Below are 24,609 nucleotides of genomic sequence, written 5' to 3'. Positions count from 1 at the left end.
TTAATTTGATTTACCAAAACCAACCTTCGTCATCATTGATAGGTTGGGCTTCTTTAATCTTGCGTGGGCCTGTTCCATACATTTCAGCTTCGATATCTTCTTTTGTTGGTAGGATCGAAGCTAGGATAATGTAGATAATAATTCCGAGTCCAAAGTTTGCGATTGTAAAGATTGCAAAAAGGAAACGTACAAGGGTTACATCAAGATTCCATTTATCAGATAGACCTGCAAGAACACCTGATATCATGCGATTTCGTCTCATTTTATAAAATTTTGTATTCATAATTTATTCCTCTTTCGGATTTCTTAATCTTAGTATAGCACTAAACTAGATTTACTACATCAGTCCTTAGCCCGATTTAACAAGAGGAGTTTTCCACGACAAAGACCACAACGATAACGCTTGGTATCGATTTTTCGCTTTCGTTGATAGATTTGCTGACAAGACTGACAAGTATAGACTAAGCTTGGTGTTTGATTGGAACTTGACAAGGGAGGAACAAAGCGGAGCCCGTCTACCTCTTTTAGAAGTTGCTTAAAGGCCAAATCCTTATGCTGATAACCTTTACCTTCGAAATAAAGATGGTAATGGCAGAGCTCATGACGAACAATTTTACGAAAAACCTCTAAACCAAGTTCTTGATATACTTTGGGATTGAAATCCAAATGACCATCCTTAGGGAAAAATCGTCCACCTGTCGACCGTAAACGAGTATTCCATTGAGCTTGGTGTTTGAAAGGTTTTCCAAAATCCTCTAAAGAGACCTGTTTAACGTAATCAGTTAGATTCATTTGGTGCAAGAAGCGACAGATTCACTTTTTCTCGGTCAGCATCGATTTTCTTAACCCAAACAGTAACCAAATCGCCAACCGAAACTACTTGACTCGGATGTTTGATAAATTTCTTACTCATGTGAGAGATATGAATGAGACCGTCCTCATGGATACCGATATCAACAAAGGCACCGAAGTCAACGACGTTGCGCACAACTCCTTCAAGCTTTTGGCCAACTTGTAAGTCTTTGATATCCAAGACATCCTGACGAAGGACTGGAGCATCAAAAGAATCACGGAAATCACGACCTGGTTTGAGAAGGTCAGCGATAATATCTTTAAGTGTTTCTTGACCGAGATCTAGCTCTTGAGCCATTTCTTTGATAGAGACAGATTTGAGTTTGGCTTGCGCTTCTTCATTTAGGTCTTTAATATCCAAGCGTTTGAAGAGTTCCTTGACTGCAGCATAGTTTTCTGGGTGAACACCAGTATTGTCAAGGATATTGCTGCTTTCAGGAATACGAAGGAAACCAGCAGCCTGCTCAAAGGCCTTAGCACCTAGTCGAGGAACTTTCTTGATTTGGGCTCGTGAAGTGATTTTACCTTCTTCTTCACGATACTTAACAATATTTTCTGAAATAGTTTTGTTAAGTCCTGCAACGTGTGAAAGCAAGGCTGGACTAGCTGTATTTATATTGACACCGACTTGGTTCACTACTGTATCAACAACAAAGTCCAGACTTTCAGACAGTTTTTTCTGACTTACATCATGTTGATACTGACCGACACCGATGGATTTAGGATCGATTTTAACCAATTCAGCAAGTGGGTCTTGCAAACGACGAGCGATAGAAATGGCTGAACGTTTTTCAACGGTTAAGTCTGGAAACTCCTGACGGGCAAGTTCGCTGGCAGAGTATACAGAAGCTCCACTCTCATTGACAATGACATAGCTAACTTCTGGAAAATCCTTGAGCACTTCGGCGATAAAAGCTTCACTTTCACGACTAGCAGTTCCATTTCCGATAGCAATGATTTCAACACCGTATTGGCCAATCAAATCAGCCAAATCACGCTTGGCTTCCTCAATCTGACGAGCTGAAGCTGGTTTGACTGGATAAATAACTTGTGTTGTCAACATCTTCCCAGTCGCATCTACAACAGCTAGCTTAGCCCCTGTACGAAATGCAGGGTCAAAACCAAGAACCACGCGCCCTTTAAGAGGTGCTACCAGAAGAAGATTACGGAGGTTTTCTGAGAAGAGTTGAATAGCTCCTTCTTCTGCCTTCTCTGTTAACTCTGTACGGATACGACGCTCGATAGCTGGCAGTACCTTCTTCTTAACAGATTGCTGAATAACTTCTTCAATATAGGCATTTTTAACCTTAAAACGAGCAGCAAAGAAGGCTTGAATACGTTCGACCGCATGCTCAAAACCAATCTTCAAGATGCCTAACTTCTCACCACGATTAAAGGCAAGTGTACGGTAGCCCTGCATGTTAGCAACCGTCTCCGAGAAATCGTAATAAATCTGAAAAACCTGCTTTTCATCCAGGCTTTCGTCTTTGACTTGAGAAGTGATTTTAGAATTTTCAAGGACTTCGCGATAAGCAATGGCACGAAGTGTAGGATCCTCAGAAAGTGCTTCAACTAGGATATCTACTGCTCCAGCCAAGGATTCTTTGCCACTAGAAAAACCTTCACAGACAAATTTTTCTGCTTCTTCTTCTAAGTTGGGAACATTTTGTAAAATCAAGCGAGCAAGAGGAAAAAGTCCAGCCTCACGGGCGACAGTTGCCTTGGTCCAACGTTTTTCCTTATAGGGAAGATAGAGTTCTTCAACGTCTGCGAGTTTTTCAGCTGCTAGGATAGCTTCTTCCAATTCCTTGGTTAGCTTGCCTTGCTCTTTGATTTTTGCTAAGACTGCTTCCTTACGGTCATTGAGGTTGGTTAGACTTTTATCAAGGTCAATAATTGCCTTAATAGCCACCTCATCTAAGCTTCCAGTCATGTCTTTCCGATAACGAGCGATAAAAGGAATAGTCGCTCCTTCAGCTGTCAAAGATAAGACAGTATCAATCTGCTTTAAGGTTACACCCAAATCTTGGGAAATTTTTTCATATTTTTTATCCATGAAACTATTATACCATAAGGAAGAAAGCTTGTTTTCATTCATGTCACAGTTGACTTGGTATTTGTTGAAATTGAAAATTCACTCGTCTTAACAATTTAAAATTAAACTTTTTGGCTGAAATAATAGTATAATAGAGGAAACAATAAGAATTGAGGTATGCCCCATGGCTGTTAAATTTACAAAAACTGATGACTTAGATAAGATGTTCGAAGAATTCGCTAAACTCCCTGATTTGAAGCAAGTGACTTTCCCAGATGACAAAGAAAAGAAAGATAAGGCAGAAAAGAAAAAATAGATGACTATCTTTCAATCTCTACCCTCTAGTCTTTTACAAACTGGCGCTATTTTTCTATCAATTATCATTGAAGCTTTACCCTTTGTCTTAATTGGTAGCATCATCTCTGGTGCCATTGAAGTCTATGTGACTCCTGAGAAGGTCTATAAATTTCTCCCTAAAAACCGCCTAGGGAGAATCTTTTTTGGTAGCTTCATCGGTTTTCTATTTCCCTCTTGTGAGTGTGGAATTGTTCCGATCATCAATCGTTTTTTGGAGAAGAAGGTTCCAAGCTATACAGCTGTACCTTTTTTAGTAACGGCTCCTATCATCAATCCTATCGTACTTTTTGCGACTTACTCAGCTTTTGGTAATTCAATTCAAATGGTTTTCCTAAGAACTTTGGGCGCAATTCTAGTTGCTACTATATTGGGTGTCTTTCTTGGATTTTTCTGGGAGGAACCTATCCAAAAAGAAAATAGACTTGCTTGCCATGAGCATGATTTTTCTCACTTGACTAAAAGTCAAAAAATGCTTCAGGTCTTTATCCAAGCTATTGATGAATTCTTTGATATGGGGCGTTACTTGGTCTTTGGCTGTCTTTTTGCCAGCATAGTCCAGGTCTATGTACCAACTCGGGTTCTGACATCTATCAGCGCAACACCACTACTTGCGATTGTTCTTCTGATGGTCTTATCCTTCCTACTATCTCTCTGTAGTGAAGCAGATGCCTTTATCGGATCTTCTCTTCTATCAAGTTTTGGCTTTGCTCCAGTGCTTGCCTTTCTAGTTATAGGTCCCATGCTTGATATCAAGAACCTCCTCATGATGAAGAATTATCTCAAATCTCGCTTTATCTGGCAGTTCATGACCATCGTAACTCTTGTTGTTCTTGTCTATTCTTATCTAATCGGGGTGATGCTATGATTCGATTTTTTATCTTATTTGGCTATTTTATCTTAACCCTTTATCTGCACCTATCAGGTAAACTCAATCAGTATATAAACCTCCACTACTCTTATCTGGCTTATATCACTATGTTTTTATCTTTGCTACTAGCCATCGTTCAAGCCTATATTTGCTTCAAGCGTTTGAAAGAACATAGTCACTTACATAGTTTTTCAGCCAAGCTTGCTAGTTTTGCCCTCTTAAGTTTACCTCTGTTAATTGGATTTACTTTTCCAACAGTCACTCTGGATTCACAAACAGTATCGGCAAAAGGATATTATTTCCCTTTGTCGGAAGGAACTGACAAGGCAATCCAAGCAAGTGAAGGAACGAGCAGTCAGTATCTCAAACCGGATACGAGCAGATTTTATTCAAAAACTGCTTATGAAAATATTGTTAGGAAAACTGCTGATAAATACTTAACCCAATCAAGCATTGTCATCAAGGATGAGAATTACTTGGAAGTCATGGAAGTTATCTATGATTTTCCAAATGAATTTGAAGGTAAGGAGATCGAGTTTACTGGCTTTGTCTACAATGATCCCAATTACTCTAATAGTCAGTTTGTCTTTCGTTTTGGTATCATGCACTGTATCGCTGATTCAGGAGTTTTTGGACTTTTGACTACAGGAAACACCAATCAGTACGAAAATAATACTTGGGTGAGAGTCAAAGGTAAGATTAGCAATCGCTACCACAAAGAACTCAACCAAATCCTCCCAACTCTTGAAATCCAATCCTTTGTAAAAGTCGATAAACCAGAGAATCCTTATGTTTATAAAGAATTTTAAAAAAGTAGCCTGAGTGGGCTACTTTTTCTTGTTTAGTAAGTTTTTAACTTCTCGGGATCCGATCTGATCGCCTGCTTTTTCAAAAAGTTCGATAGCTTGTAAAAAATTCTCTTGCGATTTTATAGAAATCAATCGACAGATCACTATCAGATTCGTATTTTTTCCAGGCTATACTGAAGCCATAATAGTCTTCAAATTCTGGATGCCAGTCATAATAAAGTGGGATACGGCTAAATTTTCTTGCAACTACTTCATCTTCAAATTCTGGGGACTCTCCTGCAGTAATTCCAAATTGAAGGCCATTCATTTCCCAGGTGTTTCCCCAAACATTTTCATCTGATAGAACGTCAATCCAACGAGAGGCGTCAATATCAAAATCTGCACATAATTCAAGTTCTAACAATTTTCTGTAGTTTACCTTGGTGGGTTTAATGAAGAAGGCACCCTCTACCTGATATCTTTTATCTTTAACTTGAATTTGTGTGATTTTCATCGGAATTGGAATTCTATTTAACTCCAACCAAAAATAGCCTAGAGGAGTTTTGATTGCATGGTAAATTTGTTTAGACTCTATATTTACCTTGTTCGAACAAGCATTTAGAATTCTTCCATGCTCAAGTATATTTTTACAAACTATTTTTGAAGTCTCAGGATCAAAAATAGAATACCTACGAATGACACGTTTTAACTTTTCAACAGGAAAAGTGATATCCTTTGGTAGGGCATGATACTTCTGGACAACTAAAGCAGTTTTTTCAGTATTTTCCTTTCCTACTGGGACAATAACAGCATGTCCAATATGGATATTTGGCTCGTCACATATATAAGTATAACCATTTCCACCTTCTTGAAACTCAACGACAACGAGATTTAACTCCTGATCAGGATCGAAAAGTGGTTCAGCTTCTCCACTGGTCTGGCGCTCATAAAAAGTGAAACAATTTGGATTATCCTCTTCGCCAAAGACCATAAAACTACCACAATTGGGACATTTCCACATATAAAAGGAAGCCTCTGAAATGTCTTCATAGGAAATTGTATCATTACCATCTTTTTTATTCATAATTTCTACTAATAACTCATCCGAATAAACCGAATAAGCATTTGGATCAGGGGCTTTGTGGTCGTTCATTGCTTGACCACATCTACAAGTCCATTTTCCCATAATTAACCTCAGTCACGACTTAATTCTTCAAGGAAAAATTGATTGAGAGCTTTCCAGTCTTTCTTTTCCTCTGTAACACTTTGGACGTAGTCATCCAGCTCTTGGATATTTTTGATGATGAAGTCCTGAATTGGCTCTATCGGCTCAATTTCCATTCCTTCAGGTCCCTTTAACTTGATATCAAGCAAGCTAGACACATGGTCTTTCATTTCATCAGGGAGCAATTCTTTGACCAAATCATCAAACAAAATCGGTGGAACAGAATGATATTTTTCAATCCAACGACAAGCTAAAATAGGACGAAGTGCATAGAAATACTTTTTAGGTTTTACCTTATCTCCTGAAAGATACTTATTCATTTGAGTTCTAGCAGTATTCAAGTAATGGTGGAGCATCTTTTTCTCAGAAAAATACTGACTAACAAGCGGACGGATACGGTCAATAAAGCCTTCGTCTTGCTGGTAAACGATTGGCGACTGTAACCACTCAAAGAAGGTTGGATTTGACTTATAAAGCAACTTTAAAGCCTTGTCCAAATCCCAGCCGCTCACATCCCAAGTATCGTCAATTGGTAGTTCGATGACATCGCGATGATCGTTCAGACTAAGATAAAATTCTTGCTTATGCTTGTAAATGAAACGCACATCAAAGTCACTATCTGGAGACTCAAAGCCCCAAGCGCGACTGCCAGACTCAATTGCCCACAATACGGTAACATCATAATCACATTCAATTTCCGCTAGTTTTTCAGGTACCAGAACATTCATTTCTTCTTGTGTTTGCATGGTGCTTCTCTTTCTATATTCAAGCTACTTCTTCGGCACGATTATTGATTAAATCAATTGTTTGGACAATATTCCTCAATATTGGTATTTGATGTTGAAATAGTACTTGTACGGATCCATAAGATTTAAACGGTTCTTGTGTCAGGATCGACTTATCCATATACCCATTTTCAACGACATAATCGACAATCAATTTCACAAAAGAAATTTGCTTAGCATTAAGGCTTTCATCTGACAAGAACTTAGAAAACACTTGATTAGCGGCCTCTCTATTCAAACCAATAATCTCCCGCACCAATCTAGGAATAGCCTTGTTTTCATAGTGCTGCTGATAGTCAGTTTTACTTCCTAATTTTTCCCATAAAAGAGTCTCTAAAGCTAATAAATCTTGTGTAGTTAACTTCTTGTTATGATACAATTTAGAAATTGCTTCTTCATCCAAATGAGCTTTCAAATAATGCTCAACTTTTTCGTTATAGGATCGAAGATCATTTACCTGCAAATAAGGTGTGGTTTCATATACAGTAGAAAGAATTCGATCTTCAAAATTGACATAATATACCTTTCGACTCGTTTTATCTAAGAATTGCAATAAATCTCTTAGAGAAAGGCGTATTTTTTCAAGTTCAGACAAGCTTACTTCCTCCCAAAATTCAGGTTCTTGCACTTTCCTGATAATTTCTGCCTGTGCAAAGACCTGAGGAATATTGCCAACAGAAGCAAGAGCCTGAGCAGTTTTCATAACTTGAGATATATGAGTTCTAGATGGCCTAGAGGTCAACTGTCCGACTTGAATTTCTAACATCCATAAATCAAATCGTCTCGCCATTTCATTTTCTTTATCATCATCAAACATGAGAGGGGAGATATGACTATGAAGTTTCTCGCATGAAATTGTTGTAAGATTTTGCCAGTTTTCTAATTTCTTATAGGTATAAACTGTATCTAAGACCATACGAACCCTAAAGTCTAGCTCATTTAAATCCTCTACATATCTATGAAGTTCTGAGACGAGTTGCTGACGATACTCTCTTGCAAATGGATCCTCTTGATAGTGAAGGTCCTGCAGTTCACGAATCAAGTCCACCTTGATATTAAACAAACGCTGTGTCAAGGGAACAATATGTCTTCCACTACCTTCTCTCGGATCTGCTTTGAAATATTCAAAGTTGTCACCATAATCAAATACCAAGAAATTTTCCTTATCTTGATCGGGTCCAAACAAATCTTTACAGAGACGGGTTCCACGACCAATCATCTGCCAAAATTTTGTTTTTGAGCGTACTTTCTTGAAGAAGACTAAATTAACAACCTCTGGGACATCAATACCTGTATCAAGCATATCAACTGAAATTGCAATTTGAGGATATTTCTCCTTAATTTTAAAATCATCAATCAAGGTTTGATAATGTTTAACACTGTAATCGATCACTTGAGCATAGTCGCTCCCCTTTTCAGGATAACGTTTATTGAAAATCTTTCTAATATATTCTGCATGGTCATGATTCTTGGCAAAGATAATCGTTTTTCCAATCTCATCCCCTGAAGCTGTCTGAATTCCTCTCGTCATTAGTTCATCTAGAACAATCTCAACTGTAGATTTATTAAAAATAAAAGAATTAAAAGCTCCAGCATCAATGTCTTTTTCTAGACTATCATCTTCAAATTGGCTATCAAAATATTCTTTATCTTCCTGGGATAGATCATCATAATGAAGGCCGTCTGTAGGTAATTCTAATTTGGTTTCAATTGAATGATAGGATACCAAGTAGCCATCCTCAACAGCCTTTTCAAGATCATAAGCATAGGTAGGAACACCATTTTCCAAGTTGAAAAAGCCATAAGTGTTTTTATCAAGATCCTGACGAGGTGTGGCCGTTAGGCCTACGATTCTAGCATCAAAATAATCAAAAATGGCCTTGTACTTTTGATAAATAGAGCGGTGAGACTCGTCAATAATGATAAGATCAAAATGGCCAACAGTGAAAGGACGTTGGATGACTTCTTCCTGATCACTGATAGCTCCAATCATGGTCGGATAAGTAGAAAATACCATACGACTTGATCTTGCCCCGGCTTTATCCTCTAAAAAGTTACAAACCGAAAGATCTGGAAGCAATTTCCTAAATGAATCATAGGCCTGTTTTACAAGAGATGTTCGGTCAGCTAGAAAGAGGACATTTTTGACCCAATTGTGACGTGATAGGATATCAACAAGAGAGACTGCTGTTCGAGTTTTCCCAGAACCAGTTGCCATGACCAAAAGAGCTTGCCTACGATTGTTGGAAAAAGCCTCACAAACACTTGCAATCGCATGTTTCTGGTAATAACGACCAGAAATATCGTCTCTGATTTTACTAGAAATATCCTCCAGTGGTTTTTGCAAATGCCGTCTGTCCATCAATAATTGCAATTCTTCTTGAGAGTAGAAACCTGCAATCTGACGACGATTTACACCATCAAGAATGTAGTGCTTGAGGCCATTTGTAATAAAACAAATCGGTTGGTAACCTATTTTTTCCTCTAGCGCTTCAGCATATTCCCTGACTTGTACCTCACCTACTTCTGGATTAACTGCAGCTTTTTTAGCTTCAATAATTGCTAAAATCTTTCCATTTTTACCATAAAGAACGTAATCACAATAACCTATTCCCGAGCCGTGTTTCAGTCCATTAACAGCGACTTCAACTCGACAATTTTCTTCAAATGTCCAACCTGCTAAACGTAAATCAATGTCAATAAAGAGTTTTCTTGTCTCAGCCTCAGATAACTGATCGATGTGGAAAGGAACCTCTTGCCGTTGTGCAGCAGTTTCACGTTTTTCAGTATAATTCTCTTGCACTTCCAAGGACTGTACAGCCATTTGTTCATGAAAGTCTGGCATAACAGGTAAACTGTCTTGCAGTTCCACCATGGCTTGTGGTGTTTCTCTTTTCTTGACATTCTCTGAAAGTGGCAATAATTTCTCGTCAAAAAAACGTTCCACAAATTCATTGCTATAGCAGTAATCAATAAAGTTTACGAACTGGTACAAATGATGTAAGGCTAAAATCGCTTCGCGTTCCTTGATCTCCCCACCATGAGCAGCATGATTGCCCCAGCGTATCAAGAGAACCATCTGACTATGAAGCTCTGGATCTACGATTTCTCTAAAGTCATCATCCCAAACTAATGAAGACAAGGTAGCACGATAAGGGGCTTCCAAATAAGAATCATGGCTATAAATCCAATGAACAGCCTGCTCCAAGGCACGACGCGCCATGAAAGCTGTCGCTACAGTGGATGTCTCAATCATATTCTCAGCTTCTATACAGGGCCTCGAAAAAGATTCATACTCCTTATTATTCAAAAGAAAATCAAAATTTCCCATTTTTCTCTCACTTTGACTAAATAGATAGCTATATTATACTAGATTTTAAGCTATTTCTCCACAGTTTTATAGCTATCTGACAAGCAAATTGTGATTTGTCTACCTGAGCCACAAAGTCTGCGAACTCGTTCTGGAGGGAAAGAGGGGGGAGGGGGATGGAAATATTTTTGATCATCGATAAGTTAAAATTTTTTTGACGTACGCCTCTTTGTTGATTCAATAGCATTGATCTTAAATTTTGAATTACATAATAAACATATATAGTATTTGTGATTTTATCATCTAATTTCGCAAAAGCAATTGCTTGATTACAAGACATTACTTTAGTATTGATTGATGATTTTAAACCCGCAGTATCATACATTCCTAATAATAAACTACCTTTTTCAATTATTTTTGCAGAACTACTTTCAATTGCCTTTTCTGTAATTTTTTCAAAAGAATCATCAATGTATTTATGTTCTAGTTCTCCTGATGTAATCCAAGGAATACGTCCTCTAAAATATTTTTCTTCATTTCTTTTAGGAGTTCCACCGCTTTTCCATATTCCAAATTCTTTTAAAGCATGTTTTTCCCAACCCATTTCATTCAAAACAGGATCCCCAAAAATCTCGTTAAATCGGGATTTTACAAGGTTTGAAAGTTCGCTAAGTTGTTTACTTCTAATAATAATTTCATTATCTAACTTTTCTAATATTCCAATAATTTTATCTTGTTCAAAAATACTCCTCATTGGAATCTGGGCATCTGATAAATTATTGAGTTTAATATACTTTATAACTCCTCCAATTGATTGGTATCGTAAAACTTCTATATACTTATCAAGAAAGTAGTATAGATATTTCATTCTTACATTAGAATTACTAGTCAAAATATAGGTTCTCTGATAAGCATTAAATTTTCCTTTATAATACTTAACATTTAAATCCCCATTTCCAGCTACTAAAACTACCTCACCGTCATAAGCGTATTCGTTAATTCTTGAAATTTCTTTAGCTGTTGTAAAAAAAGGATACTTACCTCCGAAAACTGCCGCATTAGCATCCAATTTACCAGTTTGAATAGAAACTAATTGCCCTAACTTCACTTTCTTCACGCAACCACCTCCTCGAAATATCGGGATTTGCACTTAAGAGATAAACTTCTGATGGGAATGTTTGACATTACTTTGGTTGACCATAGCATAGGCTAGAGTAGTATCAATTTTACTATGTCCAAGAAGCTTTTGAACTTGTTCGATAGGCATTCCTTTATCAATTGCCTTTGTCGCTAGTGTTCTTCTAAATTTATGAGGGTGAACCTTTTGAATTCCAAGTTTTTGACCTAATTTTCGTAATCGAATCTCAACACCAGCTATTCCGAGTCTTTGGGCTTTTCCGAGCAAGCTAACAAAAAGAGCTGGATGATTATCTTCTCTGCTTTTGATATAGTTTTTTAAATGGATTTTCGTACGAGCATCAAAATAAACAGGTCTTTCCTTTTTACCTTTCCCAAATACAACACATTCACGATTTTCAAAGTCAATATCTGAGCGATTCAGTTGAACAAGTTCTCCCACTCGCATTCCTGTTGAAGCTAGTAGATCGATCATTGCTAAATCCCTTAAGTTTTCACAATTGTCTCGCATGATTTCAAGATGTTCATCCGTATAAGTTTCCTTTACAGTTTGTTCGGTCTTAATCTTTTTTATCCGTCGAATAGGATTTTTGATGATATATTCCTCCTGCTCAAGCCAAGCAAAAAACGAAGACAAGATGCGTCGGATATTGTCCAAATTTGCTTTACTGCAATCTTTTTCTGACTGATACTGTGCTAGATAACTTCTCAGATCATCTGTTGTCAGTTGTGTTACAGACTGCTTAATACTTGTAAATAAATTTTCAATGGTCCTTTGATAATAACGAATCGTTTTTGCACTACACCCCTCCACCTGTTTAGCAGTAATGAACAAGGCTAACAAGGATTTATTCGTATACTTCTGTTGATTGACACCATTTACTAAATGGCGCTCTAAACTCTCCCGCAATGCTAGTAATTGTGCATTGTTTAAAAGAGGTAACATTTCTTGAATGATGATTGTCACTTTTGTTTCCATATTTTCTCACTTTCATTATTTCAATAAAAATAGACAATATTAGTTTTCTGCATTACAGAATTCTAATACTGTCTGTTTATCTATTTTTTACTTATAGGATTTAAATATCCAAGCTTAAATTTGGTCATTAACTCTAAATGAATGTTCAGAGATCCATTTGGTGTAGCTAGATAACCTTTCATCTGTTAAGGATTCTACTGCGATAGTTACACACATATCGACCGCTTCTTCAACTGTTACAGAAAAACGATAACCATTTAACTGTAGAAATTTCACCAAAACGAAGAAAGCAGTTCGTTTATTAGCGTTGGCAAAAACATGCTTCTTGATTAATTGGACAAATAGTATCGTTGCCTTATCAAAAATTGTTGGATAAAGAGGTTTACCGAAGACAAATTGTTCTGGTAAATTGACAATCATATTTAAGGCAGAAGGACTAACTGTCTGAATTTTTTCATTAGGTGAATAACGTTGAATTGCTAAAGCATTGATTTTTTCAATTTGTCTTTCTGTAAGATAGACTGTCATTTTTCCACCAAAGCTTTGAAAACATCATCGTATTCGTCAAAGATTTTATCCAAATTTAAGTCAAAGGCATCATCAGATACATAAGAAATCTGATGTCCAGACTCTTCGGGAGTAAAGATAATTTCACCACTTGGTAACAATTTCGCTTCGTATTTTACACCACTTGGAATATTGAATTCACTTGGAATAGTAATGGTGATTGAATTTCCTTGTTTTCTTGTTTTTACTACCATCAGATTTCCTCCTTTGAAGTATTATAACAAATAATTACCGTAATTACAATGACAGAATATCAGCCAAAATACTCCTGCATGAGTGATTTCTTCAAAGTTTCAAGTTCTTCTAGTGATTTTTGGATTGCCAATTGTGATTTGTCTACCTGAGCCACAAAGTCTGCGAACTCGTTCTGGAGGGAAAGAGGGGGGAGGGGGATGGAAATATCTAATAAATCTGATTTGGTTAAGCTAGGTATCGTTACGGCTTTATTTAACTTTTCAAAATTGTATAATTGACAGAAATAGAATAAATATTCTGAGTTTATTTTTTCTAAAGTAGGTTCTAATCCAAACGCTGTATCTACATTCCAAAAGTTTTCTCTTACTAAAATCGGTTTATTTATATTTCCTTTACGTCCAATAATTACCGAATTTTTTTTCACAATCCAATCTTTAGCATATCCTATAATTCCCCCACTTCCATAAATAGGGAATTGTCCGTTATTATCTTCAACATTCTTTTGATTTTTACCATTTCTTATAGTAAGAATCTCGTTCCATTTGCAAACTTTCCATTCTTTATCATTAAGAATAACATCCCCAAACATTTCGTTAAATCGGGATTTGACGAGTTTTGATAATTCAGATAGTTGTTGTTTACGAGATTCAATTAATTTGTTAACACCATCTAATCTCAAAACAATTTGCTGTTGCATAAAAGGCTCGTTGTATACAATAGACAAGTTATTCAACTTTGCCTTGTTTAACGTTTTACCCATCACAGCCCTGTCTGTTAAACTATCAAAATTCATTCCTTGTAGTGCATAGTAAAGATATTCATTAAAAAGCATCTTATTATTTTTAACCACAAAATTAGCTATTGCTTCGTTTGTGTACATATTTTCAGCAAGAATCCCAACCTTGCCAATAGATAACTTAAAACTCATCACAACTGTCCCTTTTGAAACGATTTGCATTTTTTCTTTTTGGACAGCTTCTTGAGTTATTTTTTCCTTAGTAGTACATAATATTTTCCCTTTCATATCTGAAATGGATAACCAAGGATAGTCACCTCCCCAATATAAAGTTTGAGAACGATTTGGTGTCTTGCCAATTCTTATCTCACAAACTTCCCCCAACTTCACTTTTTTCATACATGTATCTCCCTACTTTAGTAATTCTTCTAACTCTGCTAAGCCAGCTTGAATTTCTTTTTCTAGATCATTGATTTTCTTTAAGATGACTTCAGTTGGTTCATACTCAACTTTTTCATACTCGATTTCTTTGTATTTATTGATGGACAAATCAAAATCATTCTCCTTAATTTCATCAACTGGAACAAAGAAGGACTGGTCTGTTCTCTTGCGATCTGCTTCTTTCTCTAAATGATGGAATCGTTGAATAATATCTGGAATATCATTATCGCTGATAGGTTGTCGTTTATCATCTAAACTCAGACCGTCTGCTTTCATATCGTAAAACCAAACCTTATCCGTCCCACCATTTCCAGTCTTAGTGAAGATAAGGATAGCCGTTGAAACTCCTGCATAAGGCTTGAAAACACCACTCGGCATCGAAATAACTGCATCTAGTTTGTGATGCTCAACGATTTCTTGACGAATCCCTTTATGAGCTTTAGAGGAACCAAATAGAACACCGTCCGGTACAATAACAGCTGCACGTCCACCTGGCTTCAGAGTGCGTAAGAAAAGGGCAAGGAAAAGCAACTCTGTCTTTTTAGTCTTAATCGTAGCCAGCAAATCACCAGAGGTTGAATCATAATCAAGAGATCCTTTGAAGGGTGGATTGGCTAAAACTAGAGTATATTTATCAGCTTCTTCGTTATCTTGAGAGAGTGAATCTAGATAGCTAATTTGGGGATTTTCAACACCATGAAGCATCATATTCATAGCCCCAAGTCTCAACATAGTGGTATCTGTATCATTTCCATGAAACATGGTATTGTGGAAATGCTTTACACTGTCAATATTTGTTTGCCACTCTTCTTTTCTTCGGTCTAGGTAGCGACTTGCAGAAACTAAAAATCCTGCAGACCCCATGGCAGGATCTGAAATAATATCCTTAATTGTCGGTTGCATGAGTTCAACCATCATATCAATGATATGACGAGGCGTACGAAATTGACCATTTGCCCCTGCCTGAGATAATTTTGACAATAGATACTCATAAATGTCTCCAATATCTTTTATATCCGTAGGTAACTCATCCAGAGCAGCTATCGCCTTTTGTAAGGTAGCTGGTTTATTAATTTGGAAAATAGCATCCCTCATATAGCGTGAAAACGCTGTATCATCAGTATCCCCCTTCAGATTCTTAATAAATGGAAATATCTCTTGTGACATCAGACGATAAACTTCTTGCGCATCTCCCAAATTCTTAAAGGTTGACCAGCGATATTCAGGTTTATCCTTTGGGAAAATCCCCTCATAGGAAATTCCTAGAAATTCAGCATCATTTTCTCGTCCAAGTTCAACCCTATCCAAATCTTTCATAAATAAAAGATAAGTCAACTGCTCAATGTTAGTCAAAGGATTCGCATTTCCCTCTGTCCATAACATTTCCCAAAGCTGATCAATCTTATTCTTTAATTCGCCTGTAATCATATTTTACCTCTCAAAATGTTTCAATTTTAAAAATCTGACATACAAAATTTTAAAACTTCTTATACCTCATTTTATCAGAATCCTAGGACATTATCAAAAAATTATTATAGTATCTACAGAAAAAAGCCTACGATAGGCTTTTTCTCATCTGACAATATCTTTATACATATCTGGTCTTCTATCTCTAAACAGACCCCAGTTTAGGCGCTCGCTTGCTCCCTTGTCTAGGTCATAAGTAGCTAACAGAACAGCTTCAGCTTGTCTTTCAGCTAGCTCTAGAATAGCTCCTGTTTCATCCGTCATAAAGGATGAACCGTAGAAGTCAAGACTAGAACTCTGCTCACCATTTTCCTCACTAGGAGTGACTTCCTCTAATCCATAACGATTGGCTGCAATAACTGGAACAATATTTGCTGCTGCGTGTCCTTGCATGGTACGTTGCCAGTGACCACAACTATCTGTATCCAAAATTGGCTCTGAACCGATAGCTGTAGGATAAAAGAGCAATTCAGCACCATTCAATGCAAGACAGCGCGCTGTTTCAGGGAACCATTGATCCCAACAGATACCTATACCAATCTTAGCATAACGAGTGTCCCAAACCTTGAAACCAGTATTTCCAGGTGTAAAATAGAACTTTTCTTGATAATAATGGTCATCTGGTATGTGTGTTTTTCGATAAACTCCTAGCACTTCTCCATCAGCATCAATAACGGCGATAGAATTGTACAAGACATTGCCATCCTTTTCGTAGAAACTGATTGGTAAAACGACCTTTAGTTCCTTGGCAATCACTTTGAAATGCTGAATAGCCGTATTTTCTGATACCGACTGGGCATACTGGTAGTAGTCATATTGACGTTCCTGACAGAAATAGGGACGTTCAAATAATTCTGGTAAAAGAATGATCTGGGCTCCTTGCTCAGCAGCTTGACGAACTAAACGTTCAGCTGTTTGGATATTGGTTTCCACATCCTTAGCGCATTGCATCTGAATAGCTGCAACCGTTACATTTCTCATCTTTTTCTCCTATTCTGGAATTTGTTGGGTAATACAGTGGATATTTCCACCACCTAAAAGAATATCTCTAGCTGGGATTCCTACGACTTCACGGTCTGGAAAACACTGGTTCAGAATATTCAAGGCCACTTGGTCGTTTACATCTTGAAATTGTGGCACTAATACAGACTTATTAGAAATGTAAAAATTCACATAGGAAGCTGCTAAACGCTCACCAGCATAACGCTCCTCTTCACCTTCTTCATATGAATAGCCCGGCAAATCTTCTTCCGTCACTACTTGATGAAGAGCTGGGATTGGGAGTTTATGAATAGTGAAACTCCGACCCTTTGCATCTGTTTCCTTCTCTAAAAGGGAAAGGTCAGCTGCTGACATGTCATACTGGGGATCGTCCTGATCGTCCGTCCAAGCTAAGACAATCTCCGCTGGACCAACAAAGGCTGCTACATTATCGACGTGTTCGTTGGTTTCATCCTGATAAATACCATAAGGAAGCCAGATAACTTTTTCAGCTCCAAGACTCTCTAGTAAGGTATTTTCAATCTCTTCTTTAGTCATATGAGGATTGCGACCCGGACTGAGAAGGCAACTTTCAGTCACAAGTATCGTTCCTTGACCGTCACTGTGAATAGCTCCACCTTCTAGTACAAAAGGTTTGGCATCGTAAACAGGTATCTCTAAGACTTCTGCAAAACGACTGGCCACTTGGTCATCTGCTTCATAGTCTTGATAGAGTCCATCAACAGCACCACCCCAGGCATTGAAAGACCAGTCTACCGCTAACTTTTCCCTTTTATCATTGAGGAGAATGGTCGGACCTGTATCACGAGCCCAGGCATCATTTGTTGGAATATCTAGACAAACGACCTGGTCTCCAAGATAGGATTGGGCTTCAGATAGATGTTTCTCCTCTACCAAAAGATAGACTGTTTCGCCCTGAGCAATGGTTTTGATAATCTGGCTAAAAGCTGGTTTTGCAGCCTTACCTTGAAATGGCCAAGACCCTGGTCGAGTAGGCCATATCATGAGAGTCCCATGATGGGGTTCATACTCTGCAGGCATACGATAACCTAATTTCTTTGGACTGTCCATCATGATAATCTCTCCTTAAAGTCTTGATAGCCAAAGGCTTTGACTAGACTGCACTCACCCTCTTTATCCATCACATATAAACTTGGAAGTCCAATCCCGTTAAAGGTATTATTTTTGACAAATGAGTAAATAGCCATGTCTTCAAAATAGAGGCGATCGCCGATTTCAATCGGTTTTTCAAAGCTGTAATCCCCAATGATATCTCCTGTTAGACAGGTATTGGAAGAAAGTCTATAAGTATAAGATTTTTCTTTCGCTTCAAAACCGTCTCTCAATGGGGGGCGATAAGGCATCTCTAGAACATCTGGCATATGGCAGCTTGCCGAGGCATCTAGCACCAAGGTCTCAATCCCGTTTTCAACAATATCCAAGACCTCTGTCGCCAGATAGCCCGCATTAAGTGCAATGGCTTCACCTGGTTCGACATAGACATCAAGGTTATAAGTTTCTCGAATCCGTTTAATCTCAGAAATCAGCAAGTCCACATCATAGTCGGCTCTCGTAATGTGATGTCCACCACCCATATTGAGCCATTTAACGTGATGCAAGTATTGTCCAAACTGCTCTTCTACAGCTTTCAGGGTTGTCGCTAAATCATCTGCCCCTTGCTCACAAAGAGTATGAAAATGAAGTCCGTCCACCAAGTCCAGCAAATCACTCGGTATCTTGTCTGAAGTCACTCCAAAACGAGAACCAGGAGCACAAGGATCATAGAGCGCGTGATCTCCTTGTGTTGAACATTGAGGATTAAGGCGCAAACCTACACTGATACCAGCTTCACGACAAGGTTGACCATATTTTCGTAATTGTCTCTCTGAGTTAAAGACAATATGATCAGATATTTGAAGCAACTCTTCCATGTCTGATTCCTTGAAAGCTGGCGCAAAAACATGGACTTCCCCTGGAAATTCTTCTCGCCCTAACTTAGCTTCGTATAATCCACTAGCAGTCGTACCAGACAGATACTGGCTAATCAAGGGATAGGTTTTGTAGAGGGAATAGGCCTTTTGAGCTAGCAACACCTTACAGCCTGCCTTTTCTTGAACTTCTTGTAGAATGCGGCAATTCTCTTCTAATTTTCCTAAATCAATGATATAAGAAGGTGTTGGTACTTGTTCTAGCTTCATTAGTCCACCATTTGTGGATTTTCAACCACAACCCATGGCAAGCCGTATTTATTCAAAGCTTCCATGAATGGATCTGGATCCAACTCTTCAAGGTTATAAACTCCTGGTTGTTTCCAAGTTCCATTCATAACCAATTTTGTCCCAATCATAGCAGGAACACCTGTAGTGTATGAAATTGCCTGTGAACCAACCTCTGCATAACATTCCTGATGGTCGCAAACATTGTAGATGTAGATAGTTTTTTCAACGCCATCTTTAACACCTGTAAAGATACATCCGATATTGGTTTTACCAACTGTTCGTGGACCAAGACTGGCAGGATCAGGAAGTAAAGCTTTCAAGAATTGGATTGGTACAATTTCTTGGCCGTTAAAGTTAATAGCATCTGTACGAAGAAGCCCAACGTTTTCCAAGCATTTCATGTGCGTTAGATAAGATTGACCAAAAGTCATAAAGAAACGAATACGTTTAACACCTGGAATGTTTTTAGCCAGTGATTCAATTTCTTCGTGGTGAAGAAGATACATGTCTTTTTGACCAACTTGAGGGAAATTATATTCACGTTTGATAGACATTGCTTCGACTTCGACCCATTTTCCATCTTCCCAGTAAGAACCTGGTGCAGAAACCTCACGTAGATTAATTTCTGGGTTAAAGTTAGTCGCAAATGGATAACCGTGGTCACCACCATTACAGTCTAAAATATCGATATAGTGGATTTCATCAAAGTAGTGTTTGAGGGCGTATGCTGAAAAGACGCTGGTTACTCCTGGGTCAAATCCAGAACCAAGAAGAGCTGTCAAGCCAGCTTCTTTGAATTTTTCTTGGTAAGCCCATTGCCATGAGTAATCAAAATAAGCAGTAAATCCAAGCTCATTACAACGTTTCTCATAAATTGCACGCCATTCAGGGTCTTCTGTGTCCTCAGCCTCATAGTTGGCAGTATCGATATAGTGGACACCTGTTGCCAAACAAGCATCCATAATGGTCAAATCTTGGTATGGTAGGGCTACGTTCAAAACAGCTTCTGGCTTGTAGCTTTCAATTAAGGCAATTACTTCTTCTACTTTATCAGCATCAAGAGTAGCTGTTTCAATTTTAGTGCTTGTTTTTCCCTCTAATTTAGCTTTCAAGTCATCACATTTTGACTTGGTACGGCTAGCAATCATAATTTCTTTAAAAGTTTCGCTATCTTGGCAAATCTTTGAAATAGCAACTTGGGCAACGCCCCCACATCCAATAACTAATAAACGACTCATTTTTTTCTTTCCTCTTCTTCTAAAATGTCTTCTACATACTTGGGCAGCATAAAGGCTCCCACGTGTAAGTTTGCAGTATAGTATTCTGTGAAAAGCTGGCGTTTTTTCCAGCCTTCCTTGTCAAAATCTTTGACAGGGTGATATTTTTTCGATGCAAATCCAAATAACCAATAGCCAGCTGGACTGGTTGGGATATGGGCCTGATAAACTCGGCTGATTGGAAAGGCTTGATTGACCTTGCGGTGCATGCTGCGGCAAGCAGACTCATCTTCGTCAAAGAAGGGACTACCATGCTGGTAAATCATAATGCCGTCTTCTTTCAAAGCTCTATAGCTATTGCCGTAAAATTCCTTAGTAAATAGCCCTTCTGTATGTCCAAATGGATCCGTCGCATCATTGATGATAATATCGTAATCATCTTCACAGTTTCGTAAAAAACGAAGTCCATTTTGATAATAAATGGTAACACGAGGATCATCTAGTCCTGTGGCAAAGTCTGGGAAATATTCTCTACAAACCTCCACCAACATCTCATCCGGTTCCACAATATCGATTTGTTCCAGTTCAGGATATAGCGTTAATACTTGGGCAACACCACCGTCTCCACCACCGATAACCAAGACTTTCTTTGGATTCGGATGGACAGCCATGGGAACGTGTACGGTCATTTCGTTGTATACAAAATCATCTGCATCCGAGAACAAGACATGCCCATTTAAAATCAAAATCTTTCCAAAAGCTGGAGTATCTAATACTTCAATATCTTGCCATTCACTTTTACCAGCGTAAAGTTGTTTTGCTGTTCTCAAGGATAATTTCACATCTGGAGTATGAACTTCAGAAAACCATAAATCCATTTAGTTCTCCTTTCTCTCAATGACATTGATGTGATTGACCTCTGGATCTTCTGTTCCTTGGAGGGAACAACCACGTTCTTTGGCGAATTTTATATAATCCACAATTTCTCGTGTAATCCGTTCACCTGGCGCTAGGATTGGAATTCCTGGAGGGTAGCACATGACAAATTCCCCACAGACTTGCCCCACAGACTCGTCCAAGGTTAAACTTCTTCTCTCTGAATAGAAGGCTTCCTGAGGAGACAACACCAACTCAGGCTGAATATATTCTCCAGCTATCAAGTCCTTCCCATCTCTCGAGTAAAGTCTCTTTATATCAGCTAGCGCACCGACCAAGCGCTCGATATCTTGGATGCGATCCCCAATGGAAATGTAGGCCAAGATATTCCCAATATCGCCAAATTCAATCTGAATGTCATATTCATCCCGTAAGAGGTCATAAACTTCAATCCCTGTTAGACCAATCCCCTGAGTGTAGACTGACAACTTAGTAACGTCAAAATCACAGACAGACACACCGTCTACTAGCTCTTTTGAGTAGGCATAGTAGCCGCCGATGGCATTGATTTCTCGTCTAGCATATTCGGACAACTCAATGACCTTCTCAAAGGACTCTTTACCACGAAGGGCCAGATTGCGGCGTGAAATATCCAAACTAGACATTAGTAAGTAAGATGCTGATGTTGATTGGGTCAGGTTAATGATTTGACGCACGTACTCAGGATTCATCTGATCCCCAACTAAAAGAAGTGAACTTTGTGTCAAGCTACCACCAGACTTATGCATGGATACAGCTGACATATCTGCTCCTGCATCCATAGCAGATAGAGGAAGTTTATCTGTAAAATGCAGATGGGCACCGTGCGCTTCATCTACCAACACTTTCATTCCTGCAGCATGAGCCATCTCAGTTAGTCCCTTAAGATCTGAACAAATCCCATAATAGGTTGGATTGTTAATTAGGATAGCCTTGGCATCCGGATGGTCCTTAATAGCTTGCGCCACACGCTCATTTTCAAGCCCCAAAGCAATACCGATTTTTGGATCCACACTCATCTCGATATAGATAGGAATAGCACCACACAAAACAAGGGCGTTGATAGCTGATTTATGTACGTTACGCGGAAGAATAATCTTATCTCCAGCTTTACAAGTGGAGAGAATCATGGTTTGAACAGATGAAGTTGTCCCCCCAATCATTAGAAAGGCATGAGCAGCCCCAAAAGCTTCCGCTGCTAGTTCCTCTGCTTCTCTGATAATCGAAATGGGATGTCCTAGATTGTCCAAGGGCTTCATAGAATTGACATCAATCCCAACGCATTTCTCACCCAGAAGTTCCACTAATTCTGGATTCCCACGGCCACGTTTGTGACCAGGGACATCAAACGGTACAATTCTTTTCTTTCGTAATTTGACCAGCCCCTCATAGATGGGAGCTTGGTTTTGATTTAACATTATAAAGACATACTCCTTTATCATATTTTTTAAACCTTAACCATGCAAGGCTCTAAAGGATACTTATGAAAAAAGAGCAGGTTGGCACCTGCTCTACAATCTACTGACGTGTTTATGTTTGTTTCTTTTGAGTATGTCTGTTCCTGATGTTTCCTAACTCTCTAGTAGCAAATATTACGTACTTTATTGATCGTTTCACAAGATGACGTGTGCTTTCACCACACTAACAAATGTATACGAATTAGAACTAATGTTCTAACATCAACTTATAAAAGTAGGCTTTTAACCCTATCAATAATGTGGCTTTTCAACCACGCTTCGGCATTCAACCCTGCCTGTCCGTAGGCATTTTTTACTCGGGTTTATATTTGCTAGAAAACATCATCTCATTTTCTAAGCTTCATTACTATATCATGTTTTCAGAGACTTGTAAAGTATTTTTAGAACTTTTTTTAAACAATTTAACATTTTGTTCGTGAAATTGCTTTAGTTTCAAAATAGAAATCGTTTTAAAATAAGTTCAAAAAGATTAAAAAGGAACTAAAATACTCAGTTCCTCAAGTAGTTATAAGTACAGTCAACTATTCAAAATCCTATCTACTCATCTCGTGCTATTTGGACCGCTAATTCAAAATCAGTCATCAAGTAATTTTCATCCAGACGGATGAGACTATAATACTCATTCCAAAATAGAGAGTCACTGTTGCTGGACCACTTTAATCCATACCACAATTGGGTAACATCGTTTGTACTTGATGGGGGGATTGACCATAGATGCTTTTTAAAAGTTTCTTGAACAAGAGAAACATCCAGTCGAGTAGTCAAGTCGAGTTCATCCAATTTCAAAGTGATAGAATGTTCCTTAGCTACCTCAATACTTTCCTTGTTAAATCGAACCTGAATAATCTTAGAATCTTCTAAAGCCACATTCTGGTCCTCAGCACCGTAAAAGGAAATACTGCCCAGTACTATGCCATCTTTTGCCAGGAGATAGGGAGCGTAAGGAACAGCATTGCTATCAAGTCTGAAGCCTTTTTCGATAGTAACTGATTTATCGCCTGGATACTTTTGGAAACTTCCCTCTGTCAAGAGCTCTTCGTAGTCGCTAGCACCATCGCCCTGTCTTATATAGATGTCAAATCCAGCATTCATCAGCTCACTGGCTTTAGTTTCTGCTAAAATGATTTTACTTTCATTAATTTGCAAAATTGGTGCTTGAGGTGGCAAACCAATCGTGAGATTAAACATGACTCCTACCAGAAAGACCATAAAGGTTATAAGGAGGGCAAGTAAAGACTTTCCAGTCCTTTTTCTTGCATTGAAAAGGGCCATTAGAGCAGGTAGAAGGATCATTTTGGCTAAAATAGAATTCCCAACACCACCTCTATTTAAGGTCTGAAAAGCAAAGATCCCGGCGATTGCAATCAGGGACAGGTAGACTAAAATCTCACCTAGACCCAGTTTTTCTGTTCGAGTTTGTTGGTTTACAGGCGTTTCGTACAATGACTGCCCATTCTCTTTCCTCTTTTTTAGAAAGAGATAAAAGCCCAGACCAAGTAGCAGATTAAAGATTGCAAAAACTATTAAAGTACCTATTATCGCCGTTCTACCCATGGCTCTCTACTCCTTTATGTTCTCTCTCAAATCTTATCTTTCTCTTTAGCACCCAATTCCCAATCAATAAGACTAGCAAGAAGAAGGGGCAACCTTCTATGACCACAATGGGCAAAGCCAGTAGAGCAATCATCAAAAAACTAGCTTTCTTTTGACGCCAACTACCGCCCCATTCTCCGTTTATCAGTCCACCTAAATAGTCGACGTAATCAGTAAACCAAGTCAATAAGGGATTTTGAAAATCACTAGCCCTAAGGTAAATGAACAAAGCCGAATTTAGCAAAACATAAAGAATTCCAAGGACTAGAATAATCTTTTGACTAGTTCGAGTAGCCTCTAGAAGGATTTTTTCTCTCTTCTCTGACTCTATTTCCTTGAGACTTGGGTCCTTACAAGAGAGTTTTTCAAATCTATAGACCAGAAATCGGTAGAGATAATACTTTTTTATATTACGCTTCATAAAAACCTCAATCTAGGAAGGA

23 protein-coding genes are annotated in these 24,609 nt (G+C 38.2%); 3 read left to right on the top strand and 20 right to left on the bottom strand.

Features of this window, described 5'->3' with window-relative positions:
• Positions 1 to 10: 10 nt before the first annotated feature.
• The 3 genes from QM877_RS01895 to QM877_RS01885 are packed head-to-tail and all read right to left on the bottom strand — an operon-like array spanning position 11 to position 2,908.
• Positions 11 to 283 (bottom strand): PspC domain-containing protein, encoded by a 273-nt coding sequence (locus QM877_RS01895; RefSeq protein ID WP_049503317.1) that lies wholly within the window; start codon positions 281 to 283, stop codon positions 11 to 13.
• A gap of 59 nt (positions 284 to 342) precedes the next feature.
• Positions 343 to 792, bottom strand: coding sequence for a SprT family protein (locus tag QM877_RS01890; protein ID WP_414317394.1), 450 nt, complete (start codon positions 790 to 792; stop codon positions 343 to 345).
• A complete protein-coding gene (locus QM877_RS01885; protein WP_414317393.1) occupies positions 779 to 2,908 on the bottom strand; it encodes a Tex family protein in 2,130 nt (709 codons plus the stop codon). The genes QM877_RS01890 and QM877_RS01885 overlap by 14 nt, the downstream gene beginning before the upstream one ends.
• A gap of 163 nt (positions 2,909 to 3,071) precedes the next feature.
• On the opposite strand from QM877_RS01885, the gene QM877_RS01880 reads away from it, so the two are divergent.
• Genes QM877_RS01880 through QM877_RS01870 form a run of 3 tightly spaced genes read left to right on the top strand, consistent with a single transcriptional unit; the run spans position 3,072 to position 4,921 of the window.
• A complete protein-coding gene (locus tag QM877_RS01880; RefSeq protein ID WP_000268695.1) occupies positions 3,072 to 3,203 on the top strand; it encodes an SPJ_0845 family protein in 132 nt (43 codons plus the stop codon).
• Positions 3,204 to 4,109, top strand: coding sequence for a permease (locus QM877_RS01875; protein ID WP_311522260.1), 906 nt, complete (start codon positions 3,204 to 3,206; stop codon positions 4,107 to 4,109).
• The gene (locus QM877_RS01870) at positions 4,106 to 4,921 is read left to right on the top strand and encodes a TIGR03943 family putative permease subunit (RefSeq protein ID WP_311522259.1); all 816 of its coding nucleotides are present in this window, start codon (positions 4,106 to 4,108) and stop codon (positions 4,919 to 4,921) included. The genes QM877_RS01875 and QM877_RS01870 overlap by 4 nt, the downstream gene beginning before the upstream one ends.
• A 79-nt stretch (positions 4,922 to 5,000) precedes the next feature.
• Here QM877_RS01870 and QM877_RS01865 read toward each other — a convergent pair whose 3' ends face one another.
• The 17 genes from QM877_RS01865 to QM877_RS01785 all read right to left on the bottom strand — a co-directional run bounded on the left by QM877_RS01865 (position 5,001) and on the right by QM877_RS01785 (position 24,587).
• Entirely contained in the window at positions 5,001 to 6,086 is a 1,086-nt protein-coding gene (locus QM877_RS01865; RefSeq protein WP_311522258.1) for a hypothetical protein, read from the bottom strand.
• A gap of 8 nt (positions 6,087 to 6,094) precedes the next feature.
• Positions 6,095 to 6,871, bottom strand: coding sequence for a nucleotidyltransferase domain-containing protein (locus QM877_RS01860; protein WP_311522257.1), 777 nt, complete (start codon positions 6,869 to 6,871; stop codon positions 6,095 to 6,097).
• A gap of 19 nt (positions 6,872 to 6,890) precedes the next feature.
• Positions 6,891 to 10,241 carry a DEAD/DEAH box helicase family protein gene (locus QM877_RS01855; protein ID WP_414317392.1) on the bottom strand — a complete coding sequence of 1,117 codons (3,351 nt, stop codon included), beginning with the start codon at positions 10,239 to 10,241 and terminating at the stop codon, positions 6,891 to 6,893.
• A gap of 28 nt (positions 10,242 to 10,269) precedes the next feature.
• Positions 10,270 to 11,337: a restriction endonuclease subunit S gene (locus QM877_RS01850; RefSeq protein WP_414317391.1), complete on the bottom strand. Its 1,068-nt coding sequence runs from the start codon at positions 11,335 to 11,337 to the stop codon at positions 10,270 to 10,272.
• A gap of 33 nt (positions 11,338 to 11,370) precedes the next feature.
• Positions 11,371 to 12,336: a site-specific tyrosine recombinase/integron integrase gene (gene xerA / locus QM877_RS01845; protein WP_414317390.1), complete on the bottom strand. Its 966-nt coding sequence runs from the start codon at positions 12,334 to 12,336 to the stop codon at positions 11,371 to 11,373.
• A gap of 114 nt (positions 12,337 to 12,450) precedes the next feature.
• Entirely contained in the window at positions 12,451 to 12,864 is a 414-nt protein-coding gene (locus tag QM877_RS01840; protein ID WP_414317389.1) for a type II toxin-antitoxin system death-on-curing family toxin, read from the bottom strand.
• Positions 12,861 to 13,097 carry an AbrB family transcriptional regulator gene (locus tag QM877_RS01835; protein WP_000260607.1) on the bottom strand — a complete coding sequence of 79 codons (237 nt, stop codon included), beginning with the start codon at positions 13,095 to 13,097 and terminating at the stop codon, positions 12,861 to 12,863. The genes QM877_RS01840 and QM877_RS01835 overlap by 4 nt, the downstream gene beginning before the upstream one ends.
• 59 nt (positions 13,098 to 13,156) lie before the next feature.
• A complete protein-coding gene (locus QM877_RS01830; RefSeq protein WP_414317388.1) occupies positions 13,157 to 14,233 on the bottom strand; it encodes a restriction endonuclease subunit S in 1,077 nt (358 codons plus the stop codon).
• A gap of 12 nt (positions 14,234 to 14,245) precedes the next feature.
• Positions 14,246 to 15,703, bottom strand: a complete 1,458-nt coding sequence (locus tag QM877_RS01825) for a type I restriction-modification system subunit M (RefSeq protein WP_414317387.1) — start codon at positions 15,701 to 15,703, stop codon at positions 14,246 to 14,248.
• Positions 15,704 to 15,847: 144 nt separating this feature from the next.
• Entirely contained in the window at positions 15,848 to 16,723 is an 876-nt protein-coding gene (aguB, locus tag QM877_RS01820; protein WP_414317386.1) for an N-carbamoylputrescine amidase, read from the bottom strand.
• Positions 16,724 to 16,732: 9 nt separating this feature from the next.
• Positions 16,733 to 17,818 carry an agmatine deiminase gene (aguA, locus tag QM877_RS01815; RefSeq protein WP_414317385.1) on the bottom strand — a complete coding sequence of 362 codons (1,086 nt, stop codon included), beginning with the start codon at positions 17,816 to 17,818 and terminating at the stop codon, positions 16,733 to 16,735.
• Positions 17,815 to 18,942, bottom strand: a complete 1,128-nt coding sequence (nspC, locus tag QM877_RS01810) for a carboxynorspermidine decarboxylase (protein WP_414317384.1) — start codon at positions 18,940 to 18,942, stop codon at positions 17,815 to 17,817. The genes aguA and nspC overlap by 4 nt, the downstream gene beginning before the upstream one ends.
• The gene (locus QM877_RS01805; RefSeq protein ID WP_414317383.1) at positions 18,942 to 20,201 is read right to left on the bottom strand and encodes a saccharopine dehydrogenase family protein; all 1,260 of its coding nucleotides are present in this window, start codon (positions 20,199 to 20,201) and stop codon (positions 18,942 to 18,944) included. Before QM877_RS01805 ends, nspC begins: the two co-directional genes overlap by 1 nt.
• The gene (gene speE / locus QM877_RS01800; RefSeq protein WP_414317382.1) at positions 20,198 to 21,058 is read right to left on the bottom strand and encodes a polyamine aminopropyltransferase; all 861 of its coding nucleotides are present in this window, start codon (positions 21,056 to 21,058) and stop codon (positions 20,198 to 20,200) included. The genes QM877_RS01805 and speE overlap by 4 nt, the downstream gene beginning before the upstream one ends.
• Positions 21,059 to 22,513, bottom strand: coding sequence for an aminotransferase class I/II-fold pyridoxal phosphate-dependent enzyme (locus tag QM877_RS01795; RefSeq protein ID WP_414317381.1), 1,455 nt, complete (start codon positions 22,511 to 22,513; stop codon positions 21,059 to 21,061). It lies immediately after the preceding gene.
• A gap of 597 nt (positions 22,514 to 23,110) precedes the next feature.
• Positions 23,111 to 24,127: a hypothetical protein gene (locus tag QM877_RS01790; RefSeq protein ID WP_414317380.1), complete on the bottom strand. Its 1,017-nt coding sequence runs from the start codon at positions 24,125 to 24,127 to the stop codon at positions 23,111 to 23,113.
• Positions 24,120 to 24,587, bottom strand: coding sequence for a hypothetical protein (locus QM877_RS01785; protein WP_049504675.1), 468 nt, complete (start codon positions 24,585 to 24,587; stop codon positions 24,120 to 24,122). The genes QM877_RS01790 and QM877_RS01785 overlap by 8 nt, the downstream gene beginning before the upstream one ends.
• Positions 24,588 to 24,609 lie beyond the last annotated feature (22 nt).

The sequence above is a fragment of the Streptococcus infantis genome (assembly GCF_047463655.1).
Lineage (GTDB): Bacteria > Bacillota > Bacilli > Lactobacillales > Streptococcaceae > Streptococcus > Streptococcus infantis_Z.
The sequence above is the reverse complement of the archived record's forward strand: the minus strand, read 5'-3'. Positions and strand labels throughout refer to the sequence as shown.

Coding starts and splice junctions, on each gene's coding strand:
- QM877_RS01865 (WP_311522258.1), bottom strand. CDS start 6,086: ATGGGAAAATGGACTTGTAGATGTGGTCAAGCAATGAACGACCACAAA.
- QM877_RS01840 (WP_414317389.1), bottom strand. CDS start 12,864: ATGACAGTCTATCTTACAGAAAGACAAATTGAAAAAATCAATGCTTTA.
- QM877_RS01895 (WP_049503317.1), bottom strand. CDS start 283: ATGAATACAAAATTTTATAAAATGAGACGAAATCGCATGATATCAGGT.
- xerA (WP_414317390.1), bottom strand. CDS start 12,336: ATGGAAACAAAAGTGACAATCATCATTCAAGAAATGTTACCTCTTTTA.
- QM877_RS01805 (WP_414317383.1), bottom strand. CDS start 20,201: ATGAGTCGTTTATTAGTTATTGGATGTGGGGGCGTTGCCCAAGTTGCT.
- QM877_RS01825 (WP_414317387.1), bottom strand. CDS start 15,703: ATGATTACAGGCGAATTAAAGAATAAGATTGATCAGCTTTGGGAAATG.
- QM877_RS01890 (WP_414317394.1), bottom strand. CDS start 792: ATGAATCTAACTGATTACGTTAAACAGGTCTCTTTAGAGGATTTTGGA.
- QM877_RS01860 (WP_311522257.1), bottom strand. CDS start 6,871: ATGCAAACACAAGAAGAAATGAATGTTCTGGTACCTGAAAAACTAGCG.
- QM877_RS01830 (WP_414317388.1), bottom strand. CDS start 14,233: ATGAAAAAAGTGAAGTTGGGGGAAGTTTGTGAGATAAGAATTGGCAAG.
- QM877_RS01790 (WP_414317380.1), bottom strand. CDS start 24,127: ATGGGTAGAACGGCGATAATAGGTACTTTAATAGTTTTTGCAATCTTT.
- QM877_RS01875 (WP_311522260.1), top strand. CDS start 3,204: ATGACTATCTTTCAATCTCTACCCTCTAGTCTTTTACAAACTGGCGCT.
- speE (WP_414317382.1), bottom strand. CDS start 21,058: ATGGATTTATGGTTTTCTGAAGTTCATACTCCAGATGTGAAATTATCC.
- nspC (WP_414317384.1), bottom strand. CDS start 18,942: ATGAAGCTAGAACAAGTACCAACACCTTCTTATATCATTGATTTAGGA.
- QM877_RS01835 (WP_000260607.1), bottom strand. CDS start 13,097: ATGGTAGTAAAAACAAGAAAACAAGGAAATTCAATCACCATTACTATT.
- QM877_RS01785 (WP_049504675.1), bottom strand. CDS start 24,587: ATGAAGCGTAATATAAAAAAGTATTATCTCTACCGATTTCTGGTCTAT.
- QM877_RS01870 (WP_311522259.1), top strand. CDS start 4,106: ATGATTCGATTTTTTATCTTATTTGGCTATTTTATCTTAACCCTTTAT.
- QM877_RS01795 (WP_414317381.1), bottom strand. CDS start 22,513: ATGTTAAATCAAAACCAAGCTCCCATCTATGAGGGGCTGGTCAAATTA.
- QM877_RS01880 (WP_000268695.1), top strand. CDS start 3,072: ATGGCTGTTAAATTTACAAAAACTGATGACTTAGATAAGATGTTCGAA.
- QM877_RS01855 (WP_414317392.1), bottom strand. CDS start 10,241: ATGGGAAATTTTGATTTTCTTTTGAATAATAAGGAGTATGAATCTTTT.
- aguB (WP_414317386.1), bottom strand. CDS start 16,723: ATGAGAAATGTAACGGTTGCAGCTATTCAGATGCAATGCGCTAAGGAT.
- aguA (WP_414317385.1), bottom strand. CDS start 17,818: ATGATGGACAGTCCAAAGAAATTAGGTTATCGTATGCCTGCAGAGTAT.
- QM877_RS01885 (WP_414317393.1), bottom strand. CDS start 2,908: ATGGATAAAAAATATGAAAAAATTTCCCAAGATTTGGGTGTAACCTTA.